Annotated in this window: 22 protein-coding genes; 10 read left to right on the forward strand and 12 right to left on the reverse strand. The window is 35.2% G+C overall.

All coding sequences use genetic code 11. The features are described 5' to 3' along the window. Window positions 1–51: 51 nt before the first annotated feature. The 6 genes from aceA to K332_RS0108420 all read right to left on the reverse strand — a co-directional run bounded on the left by aceA (window position 52) and on the right by K332_RS0108420 (window position 6,745). Window positions 52–1,323, reverse strand: a complete 1,272-nt coding sequence (gene aceA, locus K332_RS0108395) for an isocitrate lyase (RefSeq protein WP_026907049.1) — start codon at window positions 1,321–1,323, stop codon at window positions 52–54. Beyond that, window positions 1,320–2,903 carry a malate synthase A gene (aceB, locus tag K332_RS0108400; protein WP_051359393.1) on the reverse strand — a complete coding sequence of 528 codons (1,584 nt, stop codon included), beginning with the start codon at window positions 2,901–2,903 and terminating at the stop codon, window positions 1,320–1,322. The genes aceA and aceB overlap by 4 nt, the downstream gene beginning before the upstream one ends. Before the next feature lie 507 nt (window positions 2,904–3,410). Beyond that, the gene (locus tag K332_RS0108405; protein WP_026907051.1) at window positions 3,411–4,244 is read right to left on the reverse strand and encodes an undecaprenyl-diphosphate phosphatase; all 834 of its coding nucleotides are present in this window, start codon (window positions 4,242–4,244) and stop codon (window positions 3,411–3,413) included. A gap of 12 nt (window positions 4,245–4,256) precedes the next feature. Then, window positions 4,257–4,865 (reverse strand): DedA family protein, encoded by a 609-nt coding sequence (locus K332_RS0108410; RefSeq protein ID WP_026907052.1) that lies wholly within the window; start codon window positions 4,863–4,865, stop codon window positions 4,257–4,259. A 288-nt stretch (window positions 4,866–5,153) separates the two neighbouring features. Next, the gene (locus K332_RS0108415) at window positions 5,154–6,134 is read right to left on the reverse strand and encodes an LLM class flavin-dependent oxidoreductase (RefSeq protein ID WP_026907053.1); all 981 of its coding nucleotides are present in this window, start codon (window positions 6,132–6,134) and stop codon (window positions 5,154–5,156) included. A 32-nt stretch (window positions 6,135–6,166) separates the two neighbouring features. Beyond that, window positions 6,167–6,745, reverse strand: a complete 579-nt coding sequence (locus K332_RS0108420) for a DUF1836 domain-containing protein (protein ID WP_026907054.1) — start codon at window positions 6,743–6,745, stop codon at window positions 6,167–6,169. A 130-nt stretch (window positions 6,746–6,875) separates the two neighbouring features. Here K332_RS0108420 and trhA point away from each other — a divergent pair, with 130 nt between their 5' ends. Beyond that, window positions 6,876–7,523, forward strand: a complete 648-nt coding sequence (trhA, locus tag K332_RS0108425; protein WP_026907055.1) for a PAQR family membrane homeostasis protein TrhA — start codon at window positions 6,876–6,878, stop codon at window positions 7,521–7,523. Window positions 7,524–7,714: 191 nt separating this feature from the next. Here trhA and K332_RS0108430 read toward each other — a convergent pair whose 3' ends face one another. Then, window positions 7,715–8,476, reverse strand: a complete 762-nt coding sequence (locus K332_RS0108430) for a helix-turn-helix transcriptional regulator (protein ID WP_036688472.1) — start codon at window positions 8,474–8,476, stop codon at window positions 7,715–7,717. A 139-nt stretch (window positions 8,477–8,615) separates the two neighbouring features. On the opposite strand from K332_RS0108430, the gene K332_RS0108435 reads away from it, so the two are divergent. From K332_RS0108435 to pgmB, 5 genes are all read left to right on the forward strand, one after another. After that, a complete protein-coding gene (locus K332_RS0108435; protein ID WP_026907057.1) occupies window positions 8,616–9,890 on the forward strand; it encodes an extracellular solute-binding protein in 1,275 nt (424 codons plus the stop codon). A 101-nt stretch (window positions 9,891–9,991) separates the two neighbouring features. Then, window positions 9,992–11,209: a carbohydrate ABC transporter permease gene (locus tag K332_RS0108440; protein WP_026907058.1), complete on the forward strand. Its 1,218-nt coding sequence runs from the start codon at window positions 9,992–9,994 to the stop codon at window positions 11,207–11,209. A gap of 12 nt (window positions 11,210–11,221) precedes the next feature. Further along, window positions 11,222–12,055: a carbohydrate ABC transporter permease gene (locus K332_RS0108445; RefSeq protein WP_026907059.1), complete on the forward strand. Its 834-nt coding sequence runs from the start codon at window positions 11,222–11,224 to the stop codon at window positions 12,053–12,055. A 48-nt stretch (window positions 12,056–12,103) separates the two neighbouring features. Then, complete coding sequence (locus tag K332_RS0108450) at window positions 12,104–14,392, forward strand: glycoside hydrolase family 65 protein (RefSeq protein WP_026907060.1); 2,289 nt, start codon at window positions 12,104–12,106, stop codon at window positions 14,390–14,392. 18 nt (window positions 14,393–14,410) lie between these two features. Then, window positions 14,411–15,067 carry a beta-phosphoglucomutase gene (pgmB, locus tag K332_RS0108455; RefSeq protein WP_026907061.1) on the forward strand — a complete coding sequence of 219 codons (657 nt, stop codon included), beginning with the start codon at window positions 14,411–14,413 and terminating at the stop codon, window positions 15,065–15,067. A gap of 210 nt (window positions 15,068–15,277) precedes the next feature. Here the strand turns inward: pgmB and K332_RS0108460 are convergent, their stop codons facing one another. The 4 genes from K332_RS0108460 to K332_RS0108475 form a co-directional block, all read right to left on the reverse strand. Then, a complete protein-coding gene (locus K332_RS0108460) occupies window positions 15,278–16,333 on the reverse strand; it encodes a M42 family metallopeptidase (protein WP_026907062.1) in 1,056 nt (351 codons plus the stop codon). 99 nt (window positions 16,334–16,432) lie between these two features. Beyond that, complete coding sequence (locus K332_RS0108465) at window positions 16,433–16,822, reverse strand: rhodanese-like domain-containing protein (protein WP_026907063.1); 390 nt, start codon at window positions 16,820–16,822, stop codon at window positions 16,433–16,435. Between the two features lie 29 nt (window positions 16,823–16,851). Beyond that, complete coding sequence (locus tag K332_RS0108470) at window positions 16,852–17,151, reverse strand: rhodanese-like domain-containing protein (RefSeq protein ID WP_026907064.1); 300 nt, start codon at window positions 17,149–17,151, stop codon at window positions 16,852–16,854. Between the two features lie 90 nt (window positions 17,152–17,241). Then, window positions 17,242–17,682 (reverse strand): RrF2 family transcriptional regulator, encoded by a 441-nt coding sequence (locus K332_RS0108475; protein WP_026907065.1) that lies wholly within the window; start codon window positions 17,680–17,682, stop codon window positions 17,242–17,244. A gap of 138 nt (window positions 17,683–17,820) precedes the next feature. Between K332_RS0108475 and hmpA the strand changes: the two genes are divergently transcribed. Beyond that, the gene (gene hmpA / locus K332_RS0108480) at window positions 17,821–19,047 is read left to right on the forward strand and encodes an NO-inducible flavohemoprotein (protein WP_026907066.1); all 1,227 of its coding nucleotides are present in this window, start codon (window positions 17,821–17,823) and stop codon (window positions 19,045–19,047) included. A gap of 45 nt (window positions 19,048–19,092) precedes the next feature. Here the strand turns inward: hmpA and K332_RS0108485 are convergent, their stop codons facing one another. Further along, a complete protein-coding gene (locus K332_RS0108485) occupies window positions 19,093–20,031 on the reverse strand; it encodes a coiled-coil domain-containing protein (RefSeq protein ID WP_026907067.1) in 939 nt (312 codons plus the stop codon). Between the two features lie 532 nt (window positions 20,032–20,563). Between K332_RS0108485 and K332_RS0108490 the strand changes: the two genes are divergently transcribed. The 3 genes from K332_RS0108490 (at window position 20,564) to K332_RS22205 (ending at window position 22,160) form a co-directional block, all read left to right on the forward strand. Then, window positions 20,564–21,001 (forward strand): DUF1572 family protein, encoded by a 438-nt coding sequence (locus K332_RS0108490; RefSeq protein WP_084287844.1) that lies wholly within the window; start codon window positions 20,564–20,566, stop codon window positions 20,999–21,001. 196 nt (window positions 21,002–21,197) lie between these two features. Further along, window positions 21,198–21,686, forward strand: a complete 489-nt coding sequence (locus tag K332_RS0108495) for a GNAT family N-acetyltransferase (protein WP_026907069.1) — start codon at window positions 21,198–21,200, stop codon at window positions 21,684–21,686. A gap of 210 nt (window positions 21,687–21,896) precedes the next feature. Continuing rightward, complete coding sequence (locus K332_RS22205) at window positions 21,897–22,160, forward strand: hypothetical protein (protein WP_036688476.1); 264 nt, start codon at window positions 21,897–21,899, stop codon at window positions 22,158–22,160. The last annotated feature ends 72 nt before the right edge of the window (window positions 22,161–22,232 follow it).

A 22,232-nucleotide genomic window follows, 5' to 3' on the forward strand; every position in this document is an offset into this window, starting at 1 on the left:
AGAATGCTATGACTCTGTCCCTAGATACTATCTTTAAATTAATGTTTACTATTAGAACTGCGCCTCTTCTGTCGATCCTTTCAACGCCACGGTTGAAGACGTTCCTCCAGAAATAACCTGTGCTACTTCATCAAAATATCCTGTACCAACCTCTCGTTGATGTCTTGTAGCAGAGTAGCCGTATTCTTCACTAGCAAATTCATTTTGTTGCAGTTCAGAATAAGCAGCCATCCCAGTTTCTTTATACTTTCTAGCTAGTTCAAACATGCTATAGTTTAGTGCGTGGAATCCTGCTAATGTTACAAATTGGAACTTATATCCCATGCTAGAAAGCTCATCCTGGAAATTTGCAATCTGTTTATCTGATAACTTTTGCTTCCAGTTAAAAGATGGTGAACAATTATAAGCTAGGAGCTTACCAGGGAATTTTTCATGAATTGCATCTGCAAATTGCTTCGCTTCTTCCAAATTAGGCTCTGACGTTTCGCACCAAATTAAATCTGCATATGACGCATAAGCTAACCCTCTAGCAATCGCTTGTTCAATTCCCGCTTTCGTTCTAAAAAATCCTTCTGCTGTTCTTTCACCTTTAATAAATTCTTCATCTACAGGATCAATATCACTAGTTATTAAGTCAGCAGCATTTGCATCTGTTCTTGCAATAATCAATGTTGGTGTTCCCATCACATCCGCTGCAAATCTAGCGGCAATTAAATTTCTTACCGCTGTTTGTGTTGGTAGTAAAACCTTACCACCTAAATGACCACATTTTTTCTCTGATGATAATTGGTCTTCAAAATGTACAGCCGCAGCACCTGCTTCAATCATTGATTTCATTAACTCAAATACATTCAATTGCCCACCAAATCCCGCTTCAGCATCAGCCACAATCGGTACAAACCAATCGATCTCTTCTTTTCCCTCGGAATAATGAATTTGATCTGCTCGTTGAAGTGCTTGATTAATTCGTTTTACAACTGCTGGTACACTGTTTACTGGATACAAACTTTGATCTGGGTACATTTGACCAGCAGCATTAGCATCTGCTGCGACTTGCCAACCACTTAAGTAAATTGCTCTAAGACCAGCTTTTACCTGTTGTACTGCTTGGTTTCCGGTAAGTGCTCCAAGTGCCTTAACATAGGATCCATTGTTTATCATATCCCATAACTTATTTGCTCCTCTGCTAGCTAAAGTATGATCGATATCAATGGTGCCACGTAATCGTATGACATCTTCAGCTGTATATGGTCTTTCAATTCCTCTCCAGCGAAGATTCTCTTCCCAATCCATTTCTAAATGTTCAACACGTGTTTTGTTCATTGCACCATTCCCCTTTCTTTGATTAGCGCCTCATATGCAGGCAATGTTAAGAATTCAACAAATTCGTCATTATTCACTAATTTCCTAAAGATGTCTGTTGCAAGTTGTAAATAATACCTTTCACTAAAGTTGCTTTGTAGTAACCCCAATTCTTCTTCGATAACTTCATCTACTAAAGCAATTGTTATCTTTCTCCCATCTTCTAATTTTCCTTTTGGATGTCTAATCCATTGCCAAACTTGCGCACGAGAAATTTCTGCTGTTGCTGCATCCTCCATTAGATTATTAATTGGAACAGCACCTCTACCACCAAGCCATGCAGCAATATACTCAATTCCGACACTAACATTTGTCCGAAGTCCATCTTCTGTAATGTTTCCTTCAGGTACTTGCAATAGATCCTTACTACTAAATTTGTTATCTATTTTTCTATCAATTTGATTAGGTGTTGGCATTCCTTCATCAAAAATTTCTTTAACCAAAGCAACCATTCCAGGGTGAGCAACCCATGTACCATCATGCCCATCACGAACTTCCCTTTCTTTATCTGCTCGGACTTTATCAAATGCAACTCGATTGGCTACATCGTCATTTTTCACAGGTATTTGCGCAGCCATACCACCAATAGCTGGCGCATTCCGCTTATGACATGTTTCAATAGCTAACAATGAGTAAGTCCTCATAAATGGAGACTCCATCGTAACAGAAGCACGATCTGGAAAAACCACATCCATGTTATGCTGAAACTTTTTGATAAAACTAAAGATATAATCCCATCTACCACAATTCACCCCAGCAGAATGCTCCCGTAACTCATACAAAATCTCATCCATTTCAAAAGCAGCAGTAATTGTTTCAATTAACACCGTAGCCTTTATCGTTCCTTTTGGAATTCCAACCCATTCTTGTGCAAATAAAAATACATCATTCCATAATCGTGCTTCTTCATAATGTTCAAGTTTTGGTAAATAAAGGTATGGTCCGGTTCCATTCTGAAGAAGTTGTTTAGCATTATGGTAAAAATACAATCCAAAATCCATTAAACAGGCAGCCAGCTTCTCCCCTTCCACTTGTAAATGCTTTTCAACCAAGTGTAAGCCTCTAGGTCTTACCACTAGTACTGCTGTAGTTTCATTCAATCGATACGACTTACTATTATCCGCAACAAAATCAATTTCTCTTCGGATGGCATCCCGTAAATTCAATTGACCTTGTATCATATTTTTCCATGTAGGAGATGAAGCATCTTCAAAATCAGCCATAAATATATTTGCTCCGGAATTCATTGCATTAATTATCATTTTACGATCAACCGGGCCAGTTATTTCAACCCGTCTATCCAGTAAATCTTCAGGCAAAGGAGCAATCGTCCAATCAGCTTTTCGTATCGTAGTTGTTTCTTTTGGAAAGTTAAGCATATACCCTTTATTTAGTTTCCTTTGAAGTTCCCGTCTTTTCTCTAGTAACGAAATTATTTGGTGATTAAATCGCTTGTGTAGCACTGATAAAAATTGAAGTGCACCTTCTGTTAATATTTTTTCTTGATTATCAACATAGATAGAACTAGTAATTATAGTCATTTAAAAACCTCCCTTTAGTTATATAACACAAATTAATTTATTTATTGTTACATAACAACATAATCAAAAAAATTACTCTGCTTTTTTAGACAAGCAATAGTCACATTCTAATGGGAAGCCCAAATTTTCTACTGAGCATCCACACTCAGGACATCTTTCTGTATTTTTCCGCATCACACACACCTCCTTTTATATAACAGTTTTATTTTTTCTTAATTGTTATAATACAGACTATGTTATCATCTTATATTTGATACTATATTTTTGCAACCCCTTAATTATCTATTTTTAAATCTGCTCACTTAATCCCGTGTTTATAACAATACAATTACTTATGAAACTACCCATCATTTGGAATAGAGACTGTTTTAATACATCCAATTCGTTTGAGTGAAAAAAACCACAGTAAAAACCACTGTGGTCGACCAACTTTTTTCTTTGGATGAGGGAATCTTTATATCCACAAAAAAGGATCATGAATATCCCATCCATGATCCTACTTTATTTTTATAAGAAAAACACTAAAATTATTACAACCAACACGATACGGTAGATAGCAAATGGTGTTAACTTAATTCGATCAATAAGTTTCAAGAAAAACTTTATAGATAATAATGCAAAGATAAATGCACTAATAAAACCAGCAATAAAGAATGGTAATGCATCAGCCGTAAAGTACTGCCAGTTCTTTAGCAGTGAAAGAAAACTTGCACCGGCCATAATCGGAACAGCCATAATAAATGTAAAGTCCGCTGCCGTTTTGTGACTCATCCCCATTAGAACACCACCAGAAATGGTTGCTCCGGATCTTGAGAATCCAGGCCATAAGGAAAAACATTGGATAAGCCCGACACTAAGTGCTTGTTTATATGTTATTTGATCAACCGTTTTCGCTGCCGGATCTTTTGATGCATAGCGGTCAGCTATTATCATCAAAATAGCACCGAGTACTAGACCAATCAAGACTGTTTCCGTTCTAAATAAGTATTCATCAATATAATCTTCAAACAACACACCAAACACACCTGCAGGAATTAAACCAACAATTACTTGACTTAATTTTAATCGTTGTTGAGCTGGTTGTGCTTGCTTATTCATTAAACGATTAAGTCCTAATAAATCGACAAAGCGTTTCCAGAATACAACTACAACCGCAAGAATCGATCCAAGTTGAATTACAATTTTAAATGTATTCGCAGGATATTCGCCCAGAAATTCCTTCGACTTTAACCACATGTCATCAACAATAATCATATGTCCAGTAGATGATACGGGAGCAAATTCTGTTAAACCCTCTACCAAACCTAGGATTATCGCCTTTAAAATTTCAATAAGTTCCATAAATATTCCCCTTTATTTTCTAATCCTCTTTCTAGCAAACATAATCACAAAAATAATAAATGCAAGAGCAATCACAGCATACGTAATATTGGAATACATATCCATAAACCCTAAAATACTATCCCAATTTTCACCAAGAGTGACGCCAATCATAATAAGGATAATGTTCCATATTAATGTACCGATTAAGGTAAATAGTAAAAAGAGAGTAAAATTCATATTGGACATCCCGGCAGGAATGGAAATTAAGCTTCTAATCAAAGGAATCATTCTACAAAATAACACAGTCCAATAACCATATTTGTCAAACCAACTATCAGCCTTGTGAATATCCTCTTTTTTAATTCGAATAATGTGGCCCCATCTATCTACAATTTTCTCTAAACGTTCCACATCAATAAGTCGTCCAATTCCATAAAGCACAATCGCACCGAAAACCGAACCACATGTTGCTGTAATAATGACTCCAATAACGGTAAGTTCGGAATTCGTTGTCATAAAGCCACTGAACGGAAGAACAATTTCGGATGGTATTGGTGGGAATACATTTTCAAGTGCCATCATAAAAAAGATCCCCATATAACCAAATTGTTCCATAATATTTGTTACCCATTCATACATTGTCTATCCCTACTTTCAAAATCAATCGTTTTTCTTATGTGAGCGAGGAAAGATATGATACTTTTCTATTTGAGCCCAACTACAAAACTTGTCCATTTAAATATAATCAATGTCCTGTTTAAATATGCACACTTTACTATAACGAAAAATGTATGTTCACGTCTACAGTAATGTGTGGAAAACTTTATTGGTATAAGTTGGTCAAAAGTCCCCTGATTTGCAGTTTACCGCTACTTGTCTTACTTTCAACAAAAATAAAAGCCACTTTGAAGTGACTTTTTCTTCAGCCTATGTAATGATTTCTGCAAGTAACTCATAAGATTTTTTTCGTACATCATATGTAGGCGTATTCGTTAGGATCATAAATTCATCAACTTGATGTAGTTGTTCTAGTTCTTTTAATTTTTCTTTCACTTGAGTTGGTTCTCCAATAATCATTTTCTGTTTTGCATTTTCGAATTCAACTAAATCTTGTTCAGAAAGAGAATCATCGACAATATCATCAAAACCATTGCTATTGTCCCCTCTAATCCTACTCCATTTAAAACTTTCCAATGCTAACTTTTCAGCTTTAGCTGATGTCTCTGCACAAATCACATGTACTGCAATTATAATCTCTGTTGTTTTATTCGGGAACTTTTCTTTTAATAGTTTTTTATAAGTGGAAATAATCGGAACGGAATCCGCTTCACTCATAAAATGTCCAAACGCATAATTCAAACCCTTTTCCGCTGCTAAAACAGCACTCTTTTCACTTGTTCCTAGTAGCCAAGGTACAGGCATATCATCTGGAATTGGAGCAGGTTTTATTTTGGAGAACATATGCCCAGTCTCAAAACCTCCGTGTAAAAACTGGTGAAGTTCATCTAATAGTTCTGGCATCTTCCGTACATTATCTAAGAAATTCCCAGACAAAGCAACTGATGCTTCAGCTGAGCCACCTGGTGATCTTCCAAGCCCTAGATCCACCCTTCCCGGATACAATGTCGCAAGTAAATTAAATGTCTCCGCTACTTTAAATGGTTTATAATGCGGAAGTAAAATTGCTCCTGCACCGATCCTGATTCTTTCTGTATTTCCACCTATTAAACCTAGCATTACTTCAGGAGCTGGGCATGAAAGACCAGCTAAATCATGATGTTCAGCTATCCAATAACGGTGGTAACCTAAGTGTTCACCAAGTTTTGCTACATTAATTGTTTCAAAGAGTGCGTCTCGCGCTGTTTTTCCTGGAGCGATTGGTGCCTGGTCCAATATACTTAGTTTCAATTTAGTTCACCTACAATAATTTTTATTAAAAATCATTCATTTTCTTCCTCACTAAAACTATCAACAAGTTTTTCTGCCAGTCGACGATAAAAGTTACTCATATTTACTAGTGATGCAATTAATAAAAACTGTTCCAGATATTCAAAATCATCATCTTCAAGCAAGGATATTTCATTCGAAACTTCTTCCGAACATTCCTCCACGTCAACCAAAAATCTTTCCATATTCATATTACTAAGTTTTAAATAACTTTGATAGATTTTTTCGACCTCAAATCCATCTTCAACTATCTTCTTATTTAACTTCTCTAGTGTAATCTTAATATCATTAATGGAAAGTGCACCTTTTAATTGATAAATCATGCTAATTAAGATGATATGCTTTTTGGAATACTTTTTGTTTTCAATAGGAAAAAATAGTTTCCCCTTTGCATAGTTGTTAACCATTGTTTTCGTTAGCACTTTATCTTCTTCACTTCGTTTAGACTGTTCGAGTTTATTTTCAAAAATTTGGATGACCTGATCCATATATAAATCTAAATTGGGTAATTCTTCTACTAACAAATGATTGTCTAAATGTAAGCCTTCTATAAACTCATTTATATTTTTCATCTATAACCCTCTGTATAATTTTTACTCTATTATACGTTAATATTTATCCAAAAGTAAACCTTGACTACATAATGAAATAGGTGTATTGTTATACGTAGTTATCGAAACTACATAAGGGAGTGTTGTTAATTTGAATACCTATATTAGAGAACCCATCAATGGATTCACTCATCTTTTTGGAGCGTTACTGTCTTTTGTTGGACTATTAGCTTTAGTTATTAAAGCATCCATGGATTCTGGCTCACCATTGGTTATTACAGCGGTTATTATTTTCGGTATTAGCTTAATATTACTTTATTCAGCATCTGCTACATACCATATGGTAGTGGCAAAAGATCATATTATAGCGTTTTTACGAAAAATTGATCATTCGATGATTTTTGTATTAATAGCTGGAACCTATACTCCTATTTGCCTAATTAGCCTTGGTGGAGCAACTGGTTGGACACTCTTTTTTGTTATTAATGGACTAGCTATCCTTGGAGTACTTTATAAATTGATTTGGTTTAAAGCTCCTCGTTGGTTATCGACTGCACTATATGTTATTTTGGGATGGATTATTATATTATTTAGTCCATCTTTAATAGAAGTAATTTCATCCACTGGTATGGTTCTATTGTTACTTGGTGGTGTGTCATATACAGTTGGAGCGGTAATTTACTGGTTGAAACCAAAGTTTTTAGAGTTCAAGCATATGGGCTTCCACGAAATATTTCATATTTTTATTTTGGTAGGTAGTTTGTGCCATTTTCTTTGTATTTACTACTTTGTTTTATAAAGTGAAACTTTAATCAGGGACGGCATTTGTATCTCCCCCTATTATACTTACTTAGATTTCACTTTTTTTCCGTTTAGGGTCTTACAGCCAGTTTACCTGTAATGAGAATATAAGGGCATGAGATAAATGATTTTATCTCATGCCCTTTCGTTATATATTAAGTAGAATATTGGAATCCAGCATCATGTTTTTTATTTATTCAAGCTTAACTGGTTCCCTACCTGCCGATACTTTTTAGGGGTTATTCCATTATATTTTCTAAATAATGCTGTATAGTAGCTCTGATCACTAAAAGCGAAAAGTAATGCAATATCTAATAAAGAGGAATTAGTATGTTCTAAAAAGTACTTAGATTCTTCTATTTTCTTTCTATTAATATATTCCTTCAAGGAAATTCCTACTATTTTTCGAAAAAGGCTAGATAAATAGTTAGGACTTACATTTGACTTCACTGCCACTTCAGTCAAAGAGATTGGTTGCAATATATGATCATGAATATGGTGAATTGCTTTATCGATAATGTCATTTTGGTAAGGATCTTTTTGATAGTCCCGTACAGCTTTTATGAAGGTAATGACCATCTCATATTCCAACGCTTGCAATTCATTTGAAGAATTCATCTTTTCAATTTCTCTTATGTATATATCACTTATATCAAATGCATACTCAGGAGTTACTCCTGCCTTAATTGTAGCTCTTGTAAATAGTGTACAGGAACAAATAAGTGAGTTTTTTAATGAACGAAGCGGGTTACTCGATAGTCTTGCTTTTTCCAGATTATTAATTTTAACTAGGACATCTTTGGCTTTCCTTTCGTTCGCTTGTGTTATCCAATGCAATAGTTCCTGCTCCAATTGGTATGATGGATGAGCAAAGAATGATTCCTCATTTTCTTGTCTTGTTAAGAAAAATTGCTTAATTACATCCTGTTGAATTGTCGTTAACTTTCTCATTTCCAACCCTCCAACCTTAAAATTTTCATAAAAATCTTAATAATTCAATATCATTATAGTGTGTAAGCCTTTACAATGCAATTAAGTCTAAAACAGCATTCGTTCTTTTTGAATGCACAAAATTTAGGGGGGACACGAAATGAAATTATTAAAATCATTTTTCTTTATGTTCGTCTTTTCAACATTATTAATTTTAGCTGCATGTTCAGGTGGGGACGAATCTAATAATGCCGACTCAAATTCCAATAACAATACTGATGAAGCAGCTACATCTGATGAAAAAGTCACCATCAAGTTAGGGGCACAAAACGATAATACACCTGCAACCCAAGCTCTAATTGATGCATTTAATGAAAGCCAAGACAAGTATGTTGTCGAGTGGGATCCACTAACAAACGATTCTGCGCAAATGCATGACCAACTATTGAATTCATTAAATAGTGGTTCCAGTGAATACGATGTTATTTCTCTTGACGTAGTTTGGGCTGGAGAATTTGCTGGGGCTGGATTCTTAGAACCTATCGATGTTTTTATGAATGAAGCAGGTTATAGTAAAGACCAATTTAATGCCGGTTCTATGGCATCTGGTAATTACACTGGAAAACAATATACATTGCCTTTCTTCCCGGACTTAGGTCTACTTTATTTCCGTAGTGACATCGTTAGTGAAGAAGATGCTGCTAAATTAGAAAGTGGCGATTACACATACGAAGATTTATATGCAATGGCTGAAAAATATACTGGGGAGGAAGGTACAAAATATGGCTTCCTATACCAATCGAAACAATACGAAGGGTTAACCGTTAACGTAACTGAGTTTACTAACTCTTTTTCAGATGTGCAAACCGGTTTAGAAACGATGTATAAATTTACTACTGCAGATTTCTCACCAAGTGACTTATTAAATTATACAGAAGCAGAATCTCATACGAATTTCGAGCAAGGTAACGCTGTATTTGAACGTAACTGGCCATATCAATTTGGACGTATTAAAGGCCAAGAAGATGGCGTTACGGTTTCATTAGATCAAGTCGGCATAGCACCACTTCCTAATGGTGGTTCTGTCGGCGGCTGGTTACTAGGTATTAATAAAAACTCTGAAAATATCGATGGGGCATGGGAATTTATCTCATTCGCTTCTGGTGAAGAAGGTCAAAAAATCATGGCAACTCAAGGTGGTTACTTACCTGGATTTAATGCATTACTGGAAGATGAAGAAGTTGTAGCTGGAAACGAAATGCTTTCTTATGAAGGTTTTAAAAATGCTCTAGCTAATACACTTGCTCGTCCAGTATCACCTGATTACAATGCAGTTTCCGATACCATTCAAGTAGAGGCACATAAATATTTAAGCTCTGGCGAAGGAGCTGATACAGCCGCAGCTGCAATTGAAGATGCTGCCGCGGCAGAATAAATAGCGTTAGCTTAATGAAACTCCTTATGACCATTCTTCATAAGGAGTTTTGACTTTATTGAAATCATAATGTTTATTTGACCTTTAGAGAGGTGAATACAATGAAACAAAAACTGGGATTTAGTGGTTGGCTCTATTTACTGCCTACGTTAATCCTTATTGGGATATTTTCTCTATGGCCTGTTGTCCAGTCTGTAACCTATACATTATTTGATTACAAGCTTAATGACCAACAAAAAGCAGGTCTATACTTGAATGAAAGATTTAATACCGATTTATTTAATGAAACGGCATTATATATTGACCTTTTTTTAACAGAAGACTTATCCAATGTTACAGGTAATGAAGATAAAGTAAAAGTGGAGGAAGTTTTACTAAAAGTCGATACAGCCGCTACATCTTATACAGAATCACAGGGCGTTATTGACATATCAAAAGAAGAGCGTACGGAAATAACCAACCTGTATGAAAATACGAAAGTCCTAATTGAAGATTTAAATAAGAAGTATACGTTAACACATGCAGATAGTCTTCCATTATTAGTGGAAGATTTTGATAGAAGTATCATTCCATCCAATTTCATCGGACTGCAAGCATATAAAGATGCATTAGGAGATAAACGTGTTCATACCGCGTTATGGAACACAGTACTATTTACTGTAGTTTCTGTTGCCATTGAGTTAGTTCTTGGACTGGGTCTAGCTTTAATATTAAATAAAGCCATGTTCGGGCAAGGATTAGTTCGCACCACTTCCCTTATCCCTTGGGCAATTCCAACTGCAGTTGCCGCGTTAATGTGGAGTTATTTATATGATGGAACAAGTGGAATAGTAGCACATTTTTTTGAAAACCTTGGCTTAATTAGCCAATCGCAGGATTTACTACTAAGTCAAGGGGGAGCAATGGTATCTACCATTTTAGCAGATGTATGGAAAACAACACCTTATATGGCACTCCTTTTACTAGCAGGACTTCAAAATATTCCAGGTTCATTATATGAAGCAGCATCGATTGACGGAGCATCGAAGTTTAAAAGTTTCTTTTCAGTCACACTACCATTATTAAAATCATCCATTTTGGTTGCATTGCTTTTCCGAACCCTTGATGCATTTCGAGTCTTTGACTTAATATTCGTGTTAACTGGTGGTGGACCCGGAGGAGCGACAGAAACTATGTCCATTTATGCCTATAAAGCCATGTTTGGACAGACAAACTTTGGATATGGCTCTGTTGTTGTGATGATCATGTTCGTATGTGTAGCAATCATTGCGATTATCTTTGTTCGATTACTTGGTACGAATTTACTCGACCGTGATTAAGGAGGGAAGCAGATGAGATTTTCTAAGAAAAAGTTACTTTTTATGTTTGCCATTGTTGTGTCCGGTTATTTATTTATTATGGTTTTTCCTTTTTTATGGATTTTCATTACTTCCTTTAAAACAAGTGGTGAGATTTTTGGTACCGGTGCCTTTCATGTCATACCAGAAGACCCAACATTGAAAAACTACGCCATTATTCTATTTGAAAAAGGAATTTTGCGAGCAATAGTTAATAGTTTTGTTGTCGCAATTTCAACAACTATCTATGTCATCGTTGTAGCATCACTTTGTGCCTATGCCATATCTCGGTTTCATTTTAAGGGAAAGAGTATTTTACTAGGATTAGTTCTAGCAGTATCCATGTTTCCACAAATGATTATTACTGGTCCAGTGTACAATTTGTTTTATGATTTAGGTTGGTTAAACAGTTATTTCGTGATCCTTCCATACTCAACTATTACTTTACCGATGGCTGTATGGATACTTGTAACACATTTCAATCAGATTCCATTAGCACTAGAAGAATCTGCAAAAATTGATGGTGCTACTAGGATACAAACACTAACAAAAATAGTTTTTCCATTAGCGGCACCGGGAGTATTTACGACCGCAATTATAACTTTTATCGCTGCTTGGAATGAATTCTTATTAACAATTACGTTAAATACGGAATCTAGTTTTCATACCGTTCCTGTTGCCATTTCTTTCTTACGTGATCAATTTTCTATCCTTTGGGGTGAAGTTGCAGCCGCAACTACCATTGTTACTATTCCAACATTGATTATCGTATTAATATTCCAAAGGCAGATTGTTTCCGGACTAACCTCTGGCGGGGTGAAAGAATGATTTCTAGTAGATGCATACAATTTCTAGCAGATTAAGGAGTGATACATCTTGTCGTGGAAGGTAGAATCAAAAAGTACAGATATCGCTACATTATTACAAGAAGAAAGCTTATTTTTCAATGGGAACGGCTACATGGGTATCCGAGGAAATTTAGAAGAAGGCTTACCAAGTGATACAAATACCATAAGAGGGTCTTATATTAATGGATTCCATGATATTGTGGAAATTTCGTATGGAGAGAAGCTTTATGCATTTCCAGAAAACCAGCAAAAGTTATTAAATATTATTGATGCTCAAGGGATTGAGATATGGGTGGGAGAAGATAAACATCGGGAAAAAGTGTCACTTCATTCCGGTAAAATTATAGACTATACTCGAATTCTCCATTTGGATAAAGGATTGACTGAGCGCAGATTACATTGGCGATCGAATTCGGGCCATGAGCTTAATGTAAACTTTAAGCGTTTCGTATCCTTCCATACAAAAGAATTATTTCAACAATATATTACACTTACACCTATTAGTGAGGATATACCAGTCCGGATTGTTTCTTCAGTTAACGGCGATGTGAAGAACTTTGCTGATAAGGATGATCCCCGCGTAGCCAGTGATGATGAGCAACTACTAGCTATTACCAATCTATTATGGATAGATGAAAGTAGTTTTGTAGAAGTTGAAACTACAATTTCTAAACTACGTGCTGCGGCTCTTTCAACGGTATCCGTATCAGATAAATCCGCATCTTATCGTTATGAATTTAATCATTCTTCTATACAAACAACGATTGATTTTACTTTATCAAGGGAGACAATTTTAGAAAAAAGAACATTCATAGCGGATTCAAGACGTTATCAAGACTTACAGTACACACTGCAATTGATAAAGGATAAAACTGCGTCATTATCGTTTAAAGAATTAGCAAATCTTCAATTGGAATATATGACATCCTTTTGGAAAAATACGGATGTAACAATTACTGGTGGCGATAAAATTCAAGAAGCAATTCGCTTTAATTTATTTCATTTACTTCAATCTGCAGGGCAAGATGGAAAAACTAGCATTGCAGCAAAAGGATTATCTGGTGAAGGATATGAAGGACATTATTTCTGGGACACAGAGATTTATTTACTGCCGATGTTCACAATGACTAATCCAGAGCTTGCAAAGAAACTATTACATTATCGTTATTCCATTCTCGACTCTGCTAGAGAAAGGGCGAGAGAAATGGGGCATAAAAATGGTGCCCTTTACCCTTGGCGAACTATTACAGGAACGGAATGCTCTTCCTACTATCCAGCAGGGACCGCACAATACCATATTAGTGCAGATATCGCATATAGCTATGTTCAATATTTTTTAGCAACGAATGACCTTGATTTTGTTAAAGTTATGGGCGCAGAAGTTCTAATAGAGACTGCTAGACTTTGGTTAGAGGTTGGTCATTTTCATCAAAATGGGGAATTTCGCATCGATACAGTAACAGGGCCAGATGAATATACAGCAATCGTTAATAACAATTATTACACTAATGTCATGGCAAAATATAATCTTCAATGGGCAATAAAGTTTGTACAATTCATTCAAAGTGAAGATCCTTTACACTGGCAATCTTTAAAAAGCAAATTATCATTGAAGGATTCCGAGTTAGAAGCATTCCAATCTGCCGCTGATGCTATGTATCTACCCATCGATAAAACATTAAATATTAATTCACAGGATGATACATTCCTACAAAAGGAAATCTGGGATTTTGAAGGAACACCGAAGGAACATTATCCATTACTCCTTCACTACCATCCGTTAACCATTTATCGATACCAAGTTTGTAAACAGGCTGATACCGTTCTTGCCCATTTTCTAGTAGAGGATGAGCAGCCAGAAGATATCATAAAGGAATCCTATAATTATTATGAAAAGATTACTACCCATGATTCTTCCCTATCTTCTTGCGTGTTTAGCATGATGGGCGCAAGAATTGGTTATTTGGAGAAAGCATACGACTATTTTCTAGAATCGGCACGATTGGATTTGGATAATCGTCAAGGAAATACGAAAGATGGACTTCACATGGCTAATATGGGCGGGACTTGGATGGCGATTGTGACTGGTTTCGCAGGACTTCGTTTAAAAGAAAATGGGTTGCATTTCCGTCCGCAACTTCCAGAACAATGGGAAGGATACGCTTTTCATATACGGTATCATGGTAGATTACTGAAAATTAGTAGTAAAATGGATAGTTTTACAGTGGAACTACTGTCAGGGGTCCAAGTCGACCTCCATATTTGGGATAAAAAACATACCATTACTGCAGATAGCACCCTGGTTATTACTAATTGATGATTGGAGTTATTAAATTTGTTAAAGGCATTTATATTTGATTTAGATGGTGTAATCACAGATACCGCAGATCTCCATTTCAAGGCATGGAAAAAATGTGCCGAAAAGCTTGGGATAGACATTGACTTATCTTTTAATGAACAGTTAAAAGGGGTAGATCGAATGGGGTCTTTAGAGCGAATACTAGAATATGGAGGGAAAGCAAATCACTTTTCCATAGAAGAAAAAGTAAGATTGGCTGAAGAAAAAAATGATGACTACAAAGAATTAATTAGTAAAATAACTTCAGTAGACATTCTTCCTGGAATTTATCCATTACTAGTACGGATAATAGGTGGAGGGTTTAAAATTGGGTTAGCATCCGCTAGTAAAAATGCCCCTTCAATATTGAAGTCACTAGGAATAGATGAATTTTTTAATGCCACTGCCGATCCAAATACTATAGATAAAGGAAAGCCTGCACCAGATATATTTTTACAAGCCGCCTCTATCCTTCATGTACAGCCATCTGATTGTATCGGAATTGAAGATGCCAATGTTGGAATTGAAGCAATAAAAAAAGCAGGAATGTTTGCAGTCGGTATAGGAGATCACTTAAAAGAAGCAGATTATCTTGTAAAATCTACAAAAGAATTAACTTTGGACAAATTATTGAAAGCATGGAATAAAAGATGAAAATGGCGCACCCATTGGAAGGTGCGCCATTTTAGTTTGGTACTGGATTTTTCGACCACCTTAAATAGCCAGATTTTCCAGATAATCTCGGAGGGGGTTGTCCCTATTAGTCATTTCAACACTAATTCTCATTCAGTATGAACCACAACTTGTCCTCGCGAATCATTTCAACATCGATTTTCAATCCTTTATGACGCTACTGGTAAAATGTTAGTAAGATATCATTTCAGAAAGTACATAATGATATACTAATTTTTCCGTATTAATCAATGACTTCTCATGTGTACGTTCAAAGGCATGGGATGAATCAATACCAGGACCAATTAATCCATGAACAATATCATGTCCCGATTTAATTGCTGCTGAAGCATCAGAACCGTAATATGGGTAGATATCTAACTTATATTCAATATTATTCTTTTCAGCAAGTTCTACTAATCGCTTACGTAATCCGTAGTGGTAAGGTCCACTAGCATCCTTTACACATATGGACACCGTATATTCATCAGTTGATTGACCATCACCCATTGCCCCCATGTCGACAGCAAGATATTCAACCGTTTCCGGTGGTATATTAGAATTACCGCCATAACCAATTTCTTCGTTATTAGAAATTAGAAAATGTGTGGTATATGGTAGTGTTATATTCTCTTCTTTTAGTCGCTTAATCAATTGTAGTAGTATACCAACACTTGCCTTGTCATCTAGATGTCGAGATTTTATAAATCCATTCTCAGTAAGTTGTACTCGCGGATCAAAGGAAACAAAATCCCCTACCTCAATACCAAGAGCACGAATATCTTCTGCATGATGTACTTCAGCATCAATTCGAACTTCCATATTTTCTTGATTTCTTTCTGCTTTTCCAGCATCTTTGTATACATGAACAGAAGTTTGACGCATTAGAATGGTACCTGTATACACTTTTCCAGTGGAAGTATGAATTTCGCAGTACTCCCCTTCAATGGAGTTATAACGGAATCCACCAATTAGATCTAATCGAAGGCGACCATTACTTTTTACTTCTTTTACCATCGCACCAAGTGTATCCACATGCGCCGTTAACATGCGATGTTCATCATTGTTCTCACCAGGTAATGTTGCTATTAAGCCACCTTTACGATTTCGCTTTGTTTCCACATGAAGTTTTTGTAAAAAATCCTCAGCAAATTGAATAGCACTGGCCGTAAAACCAGTTGGACTAGGGATAGATACTAACTGTTTAATTATTTCTTTTGTTTCTTGAATATTTGGATATGTAGACATGAGACTACTCCTTTCATTAATTACTTAATCTCATCTTAACGCTAATTTATAAGATTTAACAGAAAAATTATTCTTTGAAAAAAAGCAGCGAAATATTAGTCATTTCGCTGCTGAACTTTCGTTATTCTGTTTTTTCCAGGATCCCATTCCACCTTTTACATTGTAAATCTGCGTGAAACCCTTTCTTTTCAAAACTCTCGCTGCTTTAGAGCTCCTGATTCCACTTTGGCAAATTACGACAACATCTTTATTTTTATCTAGCTCTTTTAAACGTTGTGTCAATTCATAAAGCGGGATATTACGAAAAGGGGGCTGATGATTACGATTATACTCCCCTGGTGTTCGTACATCTATAAACTGTACTTTCTTTTCTTTGAATTTTGATTTAGCTTCATATGTTGTTATATTAGTGATGCCCTTTACCGGAATGAAGCGAGTAACGATTAATACAACTATACAAGCAAGTAGTAACCATACATTGAAATCCATTTTTTCACAGGCCCCTTCACATGGTTCATTTAAAATTCTAATTCATCTTCCCAAGCAAGCATGCCACCAACCATATTTGTCACATCATATCCATGGTCCATTAAGAATTCACAAGCCATCGTACTTCTTCCACCGGAACGACATATCATATAGTAGTGTTCATTTTTATTAAGCTTGTCCAAGTTATCCTCAAGGTCTCCTAAACGAATATGACGTGCCCCAGGAATTTTCCCCATTGCTACCTCGTCATCTTCCCGAACATCAATAATATTTACTTGTTCACCACTATTAACCTTTTTTGCTAAATCAATTGCTGAGATTTGTTTCAAGATACTTTTCCTCCCAATAAAAAATGTTGTTTCTATTATATAGGAAAAGCATATGGAAAAAAACTATCAAGCAAGTTTCTATTTAATTCATTACTGATATATGTTCATTAGACTACGTAACTCTTGTTCGTTTTCTATTAAATCCTTTAAAGAATACCCATCCAAAACGTGATAAAATGCTTGTAAAGCCTTATTAAACGCATGCTTTAACGTACATCCAGGTGAGATGACACAATGATTCGTCCCCTTATCAAAACACTCCAATAACGTAAAATCACTTTCTAATATTCTAATTAATTTTCCTATATTAATTTCCTCGGGATTCTTTGCTAAACGAATACCCCCATGTCGTCCTCTCACACTTTCTATTAATTCTAGCTTTGCTAACCCATGGACAACTTTTCCTAGATGGTTGTGAGAAATATCATAGACATCCGAAATTTCTTTAATACTAGCTAAATCATTTTCCTTCTTCAGACCTATAAATATCAATACTCTTAAGCTATAATCGGTGTATTTTTTTAATTGCATTTTTTATCTCCTTGTGTACTTCTTCACAATATTGTAACATAAATCGCGTTTTAACCGGTTGTTTGGCTACCAATTTAGAGTATACAATAAACATGTATTCAAAATACATCTTTTAAAAAGTAAAGGGAGTGCATTCTTTTGGCAACTTCAACAGTAGGATTAGATCAAAACACAATTGATATTATTAAATCAACCGTACCCGTTTTGGAAAAGCATGGTACAGACATTACAAAACGTTTCTATCAAATGATGTTTGAAAATTATCCAGAACTAAAGAATATTTTCAACCAGACAAACCAAAGAAAAGGTGACCAACCTAAAGCACTAGCAAATACAGTCTATGCTGCTGCAAAATACATTGATAAATTAGAAACCATTTTACCTGTGGTAAAACAAATTGCTCAGAAACATAGAAGCTTGAATATTAAACCGGAGCATTATCCAATTGTAGGTGAGAATTTACTTCTTGCTATCAAAGATGTTCTAGGTGACGCTGCAACAGAAGAAATTATAACCGCATGGGAAAAAGCGTATGGTGTCATTGCTGACGTATTTATTTCTATCGAAAAAGATATGTATCAAGAAGTTAAAAAAGCACCCGGTGGTTGGGTAGATTTCCGTAACTTTAAGGTAATGAAAAAGGTAGTCGAAAGTGATGTCATCACATCATTCTATTTAGAGCCTGCAGACGGGAACCCATTCCCATTATTTAAAGCAGGTCAATATATTACTGTAAAAGCTGAAATCGAAGGTCAACCATACGATCAACTCCGTCAATACAGCTTATCTTGTGCACCAGGAGAAGGATATTACCGTATAAGTGTAAAGCGCGAAGAAGCGATAAGCGACTATCCAGAAGGAGTTGTATCAAACTTTTTACACAAACATGTTGAGGAAGGTAGTATAATTCCTATTAGTGCACCAGGTGGGGACTTTGTATTAGATCAAGAAGATACTAGACCACTAGTATTACTAAGTGGTGGCGTTGGATTAACTCCTATGATGAGCATGCTAGAAACAACTATTAAGGAAAATCCTAACCGTGAAGTAATCTTCATTCACGCAGCACAATCTAGTCATGTCCATGCAATGAAAGACCATGTAAAAGAACTTGTTGAAGCGTATCCACAAGTGAAAAGCTATACTATTTATGACCGCCCAGTAGAAGGCGATGAATATGACAAAGAGGGATACATTGAATTGGATTGGCTACGTTCTGTTGTTCCTGAGAGTGATGCAGCATTCTATTTCTGTGGACCAAAAGGTTTTATGCGTGCTACCTATCAATTGCTTAAACAATTAGAAGTAAGTGATTCAGATATTCATTATGAAATCTTTGGACCTTCTGAAGACATTACAAATTAAGAATGACAGGCATCTTACAAGTTGTAAGATGCCTGTTTTAGGTGATTATAAGTTTTCAATAAGTAATTTCTTCTCGTGTTGGAGCTCAGCTAATTTTTGCTCACGATCTAAAAGTTCTTTTTCTAATGTATTTACTATTTTTTCAACTTTACCTACTTGATCATACACTTGGTCGAGAGAATCATTAATTCTCCCCTGAACCATCCAATCAACAATAAATCCATCAAAGAAAAAGTCCGCAAATTTTAATAATCCGGATATATCCATATCCACATGAATCATCTCGTTAATATCCAATAATTCCTTCTGAAAATTTCTCATTCTTGTTTGGGCGATAGCAATATGATCAGAAGCATCATCCATTCTACTATGTTTTATAGCACTAGAAATCATACCTCCACCAAGCATATCCCACGTTCCCCATCCCGCTGCAGAGTCTAGTGATTCTTCTGCATTGTGAAGTGCATCAGCGGCATAATTTCCAGCGTTAATTGCTTCTTTTAATTCTTTAATATATGCCTCGATATCCCCTTCCCTATCACTGATAGCATACAAATCCTCAGCAAACTGTGAACCACTTTCGATTATTAATTGCTCTTTTCTATTTAAAAGTTCTTCATATTCTAGATCACTTTGATTTACGTCAGCAAGCTTTGTTTTAACCTCCATTATCGACTCTCTAATTTCATTTCCTGCTTTTACTGCTGAATCTAATTGTAACTTCACAGCTAGTACTTCTCGATTTTCCTTATCCAATTTTTCATACTTTGTTCCTGTTATCGTTGAAAGTAGGTTTGCAATACTAATTCCTTCTAACTTTTTAACATCCTTTTCTTCGTCTTTTAATAGGCTATTTAATCGATTAATTGTCTGTTCCACATCAGATAATTCATTTTGAAAATCTTCTAGTTTCATTTCGAGCTTTCGTTTCTTATGTAAAACACCTTTTGCCTGAATAATTTGTTCATTTAGTTCTTGAAACATATTGAATCCCCCCGTGTTTCCGTCTAATTATACATACGGAAAAATACTAGAAAAGGTTTCAATTGAAAAAACGAATCCGCTAGTCCCTAAAAGAGTTTTATACTTTCTCTTCTATTTATAAAAAGAAAGTACGGTTAATTATGTAGGCCCGCTTTTATGGAGGAAAAACGGAGAATAACAGTATAAATGTACTGCGAATCCATATGCTTTTTGGTATGTAAATTCCTCAAATTATTTCATGAAAATACTGATTCGATTAAATAAGGGGACAAAAAAGACAGACCATTTCGTTCGATAGTTCAACATGGTGATTCAAGTGGAATGTTTTTTCTTATCGTTAAATTTTTGGAGCTTCATGTTAGTAATTAGATAGAAATTATTTTGCTAAAAGGGCAGTTTAATTTAAGAAGGAAATTTACTTTATAACGTAGAATAGTAATAAGTATAATCTTTTTTCACACTAATAATAGAAAGTAGGTATTTCGTTGGAAACTTCTGTCTTACTTGTCGATAGTATGTTGGAAAAGTTTAAATCAGAAAAAAATGGGTTTATCAAGCAATTGATCAATTATCAGAAAAGGATATTGTATGGCATCCAACTCCAGAGAGTAACAGCATAGCAAATCTGATATTTCATATAAGGGGAACAGTGCGTCAACGACTTGAAACAATTTTTTTTAATGAGCCTGAAAAAAGAGATAGAGATAAAGAGTTTGAAAGAGGACTTCAATTATCAAAAAAACAGGCTCTTACACTTGCTAATGAGTCATTTGATGCAATTATTCAGATTTTAGAAGAAATCAAATTGAAACCCCAATTGTTATTGTGGCAACCTTATCAAACTATGCCCCCCCTTACTTATAGTTCTAATGACAACGATTCAACATTACTCGATATGATGGTTCAAATGGTGCGAGAAGTTCATAACCATACAGGGCAAATAATGTACATAGCAAAAATGAGAAAGTGACAGTTGAAATGGGTCTATTAGAGATATACAGTTTGATTAAGTTTGTGAAATATTGTACTTAAAGAACGGGTGCGACCCTTAATGAAGGAATTACACCTTGTTTCATTAAAAGGGCAAGATTGTCAAAGAAGAGGATAATAAAAATCAATAAAAAAAACAAACATACATTCGATAACGATGAAGAGGAGTAGATTCAATGTCCACCCAAAGTATTGCTGTATCTCTTGATTTTTACAAAGATGAATACAGAGCCAAACTAAGTAATTATCATTTATCTGAGGAGCAAAGTAGATATGCTTCTGTACCCTTAAAGTCAATATTAAAATGCGAAGAGGACAATACGAGGTATCCTGTTGTAATCCTATATAATGGAACTCCAGTAGGTTTTTTTGTTCTGCACGGCTGGGAAGGTGTAAAGGATTATAGTGATAACAAAGATGCAATTTTGATAAGAGGATATTCGGTTAATTCTGAGTTTCAAGGTAAAGGAATTGCTAAGGAATCATTGTTAGTATTAGACTCTTTCGTGAAAAAAGAATTCCCAAATAAAAAGGAAATTATATTGGCGGTTAATCATAAAAATAAAATTGCCCAACACGTATATAAAAAGGGAGGTTTTGAAGATAAGGGTATTAGAGTTATGGGAAGAAAAGGGGAATTATTTATTTTACATAAAGACCTTTAAAACCACCTTCAACAAAAGGGCAGGATAGTTGTAAAATGAAACCTTTGTCCTTCTAATTCGTATGTAAAATATAAGATATAAAAAATAGTTAGAGACTTATTTCATTCTGGAAGGATTTAGTTTAATTATTACTAATTGATTATGGATATTGAGTCGTAAGTACAGTATCTTAGAAAGATAATGAATTCATCAAGGAGGATTTAACAGAAAATGGATATACTTTTTGCAAGCTTCGTTCTTCTTAGTCTGGCATTTTTATTCATTATAATCGGTCAACACAAGAAAATTCAATTCCTGGAGAAGCAGAACAGGAAACTAAAAATAAATGGAAACAATGATGATTGGATTGCCACTGCAAAGGAAAAATTAGAGACAGTAGGCAATATTAAAACGGTGAAATATGTAAGAGAAGAAACAGGGATGTCTCTTATTGAGGCGAAACAATATGTTGATGCGTTGGAAGAAAATAGATAAGAGCTATACACCCCATTGTTGATATCTGTATCCAACAATGGGGGTGCAGTTCATTTTCAAGCGTCTTTTCAT

It is taken from the genome of Paucisalibacillus globulus DSM 18846 (assembly GCF_000482485.1).
In the GTDB taxonomy this organism is placed as follows: domain Bacteria; phylum Bacillota; class Bacilli; order Bacillales; family Amphibacillaceae; genus Ornithinibacillus; species Ornithinibacillus globulus.

Excerpts from the sequence above, each read along its gene's own strand:
- K332_RS0108430 (WP_036688472.1), bottom strand. The coding sequence starts at position 8,476 with ATGAGAAAGTTAACGACAATTCAACAGGATGTAATTAAGCAATTTTTC.
- K332_RS0108420 (WP_026907054.1), bottom strand. The coding sequence starts at position 6,745 with ATGAAAAATATAAATGAGTTTATAGAAGGCTTACATTTAGACAATCAT.
- aceA (WP_026907049.1), bottom strand. The coding sequence starts at position 1,323 with ATGAACAAAACACGTGTTGAACATTTAGAAATGGATTGGGAAGAGAAT.
- K332_RS0108405 (WP_026907051.1), bottom strand. The coding sequence starts at position 4,244 with ATGGAACTTATTGAAATTTTAAAGGCGATAATCCTAGGTTTGGTAGAG.
- K332_RS0108440 (WP_026907058.1), top strand. The coding sequence starts at position 9,992 with ATGAAACAAAAACTGGGATTTAGTGGTTGGCTCTATTTACTGCCTACG.
- K332_RS0108485 (WP_026907067.1), bottom strand. The coding sequence starts at position 20,031 with ATGTTTCAAGAACTAAATGAACAAATTATTCAGGCAAAAGGTGTTTTA.
- K332_RS0108460 (WP_026907062.1), bottom strand. The coding sequence starts at position 16,333 with ATGTCTACATATCCAAATATTCAAGAAACAAAAGAAATAATTAAACAG.
- K332_RS0108465 (WP_026907063.1), bottom strand. The coding sequence starts at position 16,822 with ATGGATTTCAATGTATGGTTACTACTTGCTTGTATAGTTGTATTAATC.
- K332_RS0108410 (WP_026907052.1), bottom strand. The coding sequence starts at position 4,865 with ATGTATGAATGGGTAACAAATATTATGGAACAATTTGGTTATATGGGG.
- K332_RS22205 (WP_036688476.1), top strand. The coding sequence starts at position 21,897 with ATGGATATACTTTTTGCAAGCTTCGTTCTTCTTAGTCTGGCATTTTTA.
- K332_RS0108495 (WP_026907069.1), top strand. The coding sequence starts at position 21,198 with ATGTCCACCCAAAGTATTGCTGTATCTCTTGATTTTTACAAAGATGAA.
- K332_RS0108435 (WP_026907057.1), top strand. The coding sequence starts at position 8,616 with ATGAAATTATTAAAATCATTTTTCTTTATGTTCGTCTTTTCAACATTA.
- aceB (WP_051359393.1), bottom strand. The coding sequence starts at position 2,903 with ATGACTATAATTACTAGTTCTATCTATGTTGATAATCAAGAAAAAATA.
- K332_RS0108475 (WP_026907065.1), bottom strand. The coding sequence starts at position 17,682 with ATGCAATTAAAAAAATACACCGATTATAGCTTAAGAGTATTGATATTT.
- K332_RS0108445 (WP_026907059.1), top strand. The coding sequence starts at position 11,222 with ATGAGATTTTCTAAGAAAAAGTTACTTTTTATGTTTGCCATTGTTGTG.